We start from the raw sequence: 4334 nt of genomic DNA, 5'->3' as shown, positions 1-4334 counted from the left end.
ACATAGGACATCGTCGGATGCTGGTCGTGCATCAGCTTGCCGGCGTCCTGCTCGACATGGATGCGCTCGATCCCGATGCGCTTGGCCTCGGGTAGACCCGCCTTTTCATCGGCCTCGATCGTCAGCGAGCCTTCGCCGACAAGCGGATGATAAAGCTGTGAAATCTGGTAGCCCTGCGGCAGGTCGGCGTAGAAATAATTCTTGCGGTCGAACCGCGACCATCTGTTGATCTCGGCCTCGATCGCCATGCCCGTGCGCACCGCCTGGCGGATGCATTCGCGGTTCGGCACCGGCAGCATGCCGGGCATCGCGGCGTCGACGAGCGACACCTGCGTGTTCGGCTCCGCCCCGAACGCCGTCGCGGCGCCCGAGAACAGCTTGGCGTTGGAGGTCACCTGCGCATGGACCTCGAGGCCGATCACGACCTCCCACTCGCCGGTTTCGCCCTTGATGCGATAGTCAGACATCATCCGTTCCTTCATGTGTCCCCGCGAAGGCGGGGACCCAGTGCGGGGCGGCGCGAGGCCGCCCTGGGCTCCCGCCTTCGCGGGAGCACACCGCTAATTTACCACCACTTCTCGGCGCGAGCCGTGAAGCCCGCGCGTTCCTCGATCGCGAGGCCCGCGTTGAGCACGCCTTGCTCGTCGAACGCCCTGCCGATGATCTGCAGTCCCAGCGGCAGCCCTTCGCGGTTCAGTGCCGCGGGGACCGACATCGCGGGCAGCCCCGCAAGACTCGCGGGCACCGCGAACACGTCGTTCAGATACATCGCCAGCGGATCGGCGGTCTTTTCGCCCAGCCCGAACGCCGCCGAGGGCGCGGTCGGCGCGAGGATCACGTCGCACACCCCGAACGCCGCCTCGAAATCGCGCGCGATCAGCGTCCGCACCTTCTGCGCCTGCGTGTAATAAGCGTCGTAGAAGCCCGCCGACAGCACATAGGTGCCGATCATGATCCGGCGCTTGACCTCGGGCCCGAAGCCGTCGGCGCGCGTTGCGGCATACATGTCCTGCAATCCCGCACCCTGCGGCAGATCGCGCAGCCCGTAGCGCACGCCGTCATAGCGCGCGAGATTCGACGACGCTTCGGCCGGCGCGATGATATAGTATGCCGGCAGCGCATACTTCGTGTGCGGCAGGCTGATTTCGACGACCGAAGCCCCCGCATCCTTCAGCATCGCGATCCCGGCATCCCACATCGCGTCGATGTCGGGGTCGATGCCCTCCAGCCGATATTCCTTGGGAATACCGACCGTCTTGCCCTTGAGATCACTCGACAAAGCCGCCTCCCAATTGGGCACCGGCAGGTCCAGGCTCGTCGCGTCCTTGGGGTCGAAGCCCGCCATATTCTCGAGCATGATCGCGCAGTCGCGCACGTCGCGCGCCATCGGCCCCGCCTGATCGAGCGAACTGGCGAAGGCGACGATGCCCCAGCGCGAGCAGCGGCCATAGGTCGGCTTGATCCCCGAAATGCCGGTGAAGGCCGCGGGCTGGCGGATCGAGCCGCCGGTATCGGTCCCCGTCGCCGCGGGGCAGAGCCGCGCCGCGATCGCCGACGACGACCCGCCCGACGAGCCGCCCGGCGCGAGCGCCGCATTGCCGCCACCCCCCCGCCGCCACGGGCTGATGACATTGCCGAAATAGCTCGTCTCGTTCGACGATCCCATCGCGAACTGGTCGAGGTTCAGCTTGCCCAGCATCCCCGCGCCCGCGTCCCACAATTTCTGCGAGACGGTGGACTCGTAGCGCGGCACGAAACCTTCGAGCATATGGCTCGCGGCGGTGGTCTGGACGCCGCTGGTCGCGAACAGGTCCTTCATGCCGATGGGCACGCCCGACAGCGGCTTCAGCGTCCCCGCGGCGCGGTCGGCATCGGCGGCCTTCGCCGCCGCCAGCGCCAGTTCGGGCGTCTCGACGATGAACGCGTTGAGCGCCTTCGCGCCCGCGACATTGGCGTTGAACGCCTCCGCGACCTCGATGGCGCTGAAATCGCCCGCGCGGTGCCCGTCGCGAATCTGCGCGACGGTCAGGTTGGTAAGCTCGGTCATTATTCGATCACCTTGGGAACGCCAAAGAACCCGTGCTGCGGCGCCGGCGCATTCGCCAGCACATCGTCGCGGCGGTTGCCGCCGGTCAGCGGGTCGGCGTCGACGACATCGTCGCGCAGCCGCAGCGTGTTGGGAATCACCGCGGTCATCGGCTCGACCCCGGTCACGTCGACCTCGCCGAGTTGCTCGACCCAGCCGAGGATGCCGTTCAATTCGCCTTCCATCGCGGCGGCCTCGGCATCGCTGATCGCGATGCGCGCCAGCGACGCTATTTTCCTGACTGTTGCCTGATCGATTGCCATCATTATCGCCTTATCGGGAGAAGCTGGGCCGCTAGCATTGTGTCCGGCGCGCTTCAAGCGGCGGCAGCGCCGATGGCTATGGGAAATCGTCGCCCAGCGGCTTGCCGTTCACGAACAACTGGCGCCGCGTCACCGGGCGGACCTCGACCGTCGCCTTCGCCAGATCCGCGGCGGTCCCCAGCGTCGCGGGCGCGAGGCTCGGCGGATGCTCGTCATATTGGCGCCACTGGCGGGTAACGGCCATCCGCTGGAACAGGGTGACATGATCGCCGAGCCGCGCCACCACGATATGATCATCGTCCAGCCGATAGGCGATGCAGGGCTGGCTCAGGCAATATCCGCTCTCGTCGATCGCGGCATAGGCGTCGGGCGCCAGCGCCGCCCCTGCCGGCAGGACGCGCAGCTTGTCCTCGATCTTCTTTGCGGCCACCGCAACGTCGGCGCCATACCGGCCTCCTTCCCCCGACACGGCGCTGCGATATTTCGCCTTGAGCGCCATTTTCGCCAGGCCGGCGCGGTCCTGTTGCGGCGATCGGGCCAGCGCCTCCAGCGCGCGGCGCCCGGCTGGACCGAAATCGAACGCCATCGCCGCCCAGTCGAACGCCTCAGCCTTCACCGCCCCCGACTTCAGCCGCGCGAGCTGGTCGCGCGTCGAAATCGCGCCGAAATCCACGACCGGCAGCGCCAGAATCAATGCCAGCAGCATCAGGCCGATCGCCAGCTTCTGCTGCAACGGCCGCAAGAGATCGTCGAAATCCCGCCGCCCGCGCACGACCGACCACAGCCCGGCGACGCCATAGGCAAGCGCGATCGCCGCCGCGATCACGCCCCACAGGCGCTCGGGGGTCCAGCCATATTGCCCCACACGCAGATACATCGAATAAAAGGCGATCGCCGCCAGCGGCAGCACCGCGGCGACCAGCGCCGCCGCCGCGACGTGCAGTAAACGGTTCCCCGCGCGCTCGTCGCGCCCGCTGCCGACCGCCGCGTTGGCGAGCAGCACCGCGAAAGCCGCCGCCGCCATCATCAGCGCCGCGGTCGAAAAGCCCGATTCCCACAGCGGCGTCAGCCCGGTGCCGATCAGCGAGAGCAGGAACAGCAGCAATGCGGCCGCCAGCACCGGCGCCAGCACCGCCAGCACGATCATCACCAGCCGCTGCAGGGTCGCGACCAGCTTGTCGCGTTCGCGGAGCAATCCCACCGCGCCGCCGAACGCCGCGCCCGCCAGCATCCAGCCGAACCATTCGTCATTGAGCAGATCGAAGATCAGATTGATCCCGATCAGCTTGAACATCTGCCCGATCAGCACGATCAGCAGAAAGGTCACGCCGACGAACGCCAGCCCCGCCGCGCCGATCACCGCATCGGCCCAGGCGTGGCTGTGCAGCCGCGCATAGGGCATGTCCCACAATTTCCAGAAACGCCAGTCGGGCGCGACGTCGCGCCGCGTCTGGAACAGCGGCGTCGCGACGAGCACCGCGAGCATCCCCGACCAGAACGGCCATTCGAACGGCGATCCGCCGACATTATAGCCCGCCGAATGCCAGGCGATCAGCCCGATGACCGCGCCCCACGCCAGCGCGAACCCCGCCGCCCAATGCCAGCGCCGCCGCTCGACCCCGAGCAGGAAGACGACGGTCGAGACCGCGACGAACGCCGCGAGCGCGTCGCGGCCCGGCGCATCCTGATGGCGGTCGATCAGCAGGTAAAAGATCAGCCCCGCGACCGTGCCGACCATCGCCATGATCCACGGCCGCAGCGGCCAGGGCGGATCGCTGTCGTCGAGCCGTGCCGAAAGGCGGAGCGAATCGGGGACGGGCGGGTTTGCGGGCGCATCGGTCATGCGCAACGTCTAACCTCAAAATGCGTCGTGCTGAACTCGTTTCGGGACAGCGGCGCAGTTTGAAGAGTAGAGTGCAAGCTCGTTTTCTTCGTCACCCCGGACTTGATCCGGGGTCCCGCTCAGCAACGCCGACAAAAGCGGG

The 4334-nt window shown here is 67.4% G+C and carries 3 protein-coding genes and 1 pseudogene; all 4 read right to left on the bottom strand.

Going from position 1 to position 4334, the window contains the following annotated elements; translation table 11 throughout:
• Positions 1-467, bottom strand: a pseudogene (gatB, locus tag OJI97_RS15630) (Asp-tRNA(Asn)/Glu-tRNA(Gln) amidotransferase GatCAB subunit B); the annotation flags it as partial.
• Between the two features lie 98 nt (positions 468-565).
• The gene (gene gatA, locus OJI97_RS15625) at positions 566-2047 is read right to left on the bottom strand and encodes an Asp-tRNA(Asn)/Glu-tRNA(Gln) amidotransferase subunit GatA (RefSeq protein WP_297664986.1); all 1482 of its coding nucleotides are present in this window, start codon (positions 2045-2047) and stop codon (positions 566-568) included.
• The gene (gatC, locus tag OJI97_RS15620; protein ID WP_184644462.1) at positions 2047-2349 is read right to left on the bottom strand and encodes an Asp-tRNA(Asn)/Glu-tRNA(Gln) amidotransferase subunit GatC; all 303 of its coding nucleotides are present in this window, start codon (positions 2347-2349) and stop codon (positions 2047-2049) included. Before gatC ends, gatA begins: the two co-directional genes overlap by 1 nt.
• A 76-nt stretch (positions 2350-2425) precedes the next feature.
• Entirely contained in the window at positions 2426-4192 is a 1767-nt protein-coding gene (locus OJI97_RS15615) for a DUF4153 domain-containing protein (RefSeq protein WP_297664984.1), read from the bottom strand.
• Between the last annotated feature and the right edge of the window lie 142 nt (positions 4193-4334).

Source organism: Sphingopyxis sp., from assembly GCF_025869345.1.
In the GTDB taxonomy this organism is placed as follows: domain Bacteria; phylum Pseudomonadota; class Alphaproteobacteria; order Sphingomonadales; family Sphingomonadaceae; genus Sphingopyxis.
The sequence above is the reverse complement of the archived record's forward strand: the minus strand, read 5'-3'. Positions and strand labels throughout refer to the sequence as shown.

Bases quoted from the DNA above. Each gene is read 5' to 3' on its own strand.
- gatC (WP_184644462.1), bottom strand. From the start codon at position 2,349: ATGGCAATCGATCAGGCAACAGTCAGGAAAATAGCGTCGCTGGCGCGC.
- gatA (WP_297664986.1), bottom strand. From the start codon at position 2,047: ATGACCGAGCTTACCAACCTGACCGTCGCGCAGATTCGCGACGGGCAC.
- OJI97_RS15615 (WP_297664984.1), bottom strand. From the start codon at position 4,192: ATGACCGATGCGCCCGCAAACCCGCCCGTCCCCGATTCGCTCCGCCTT.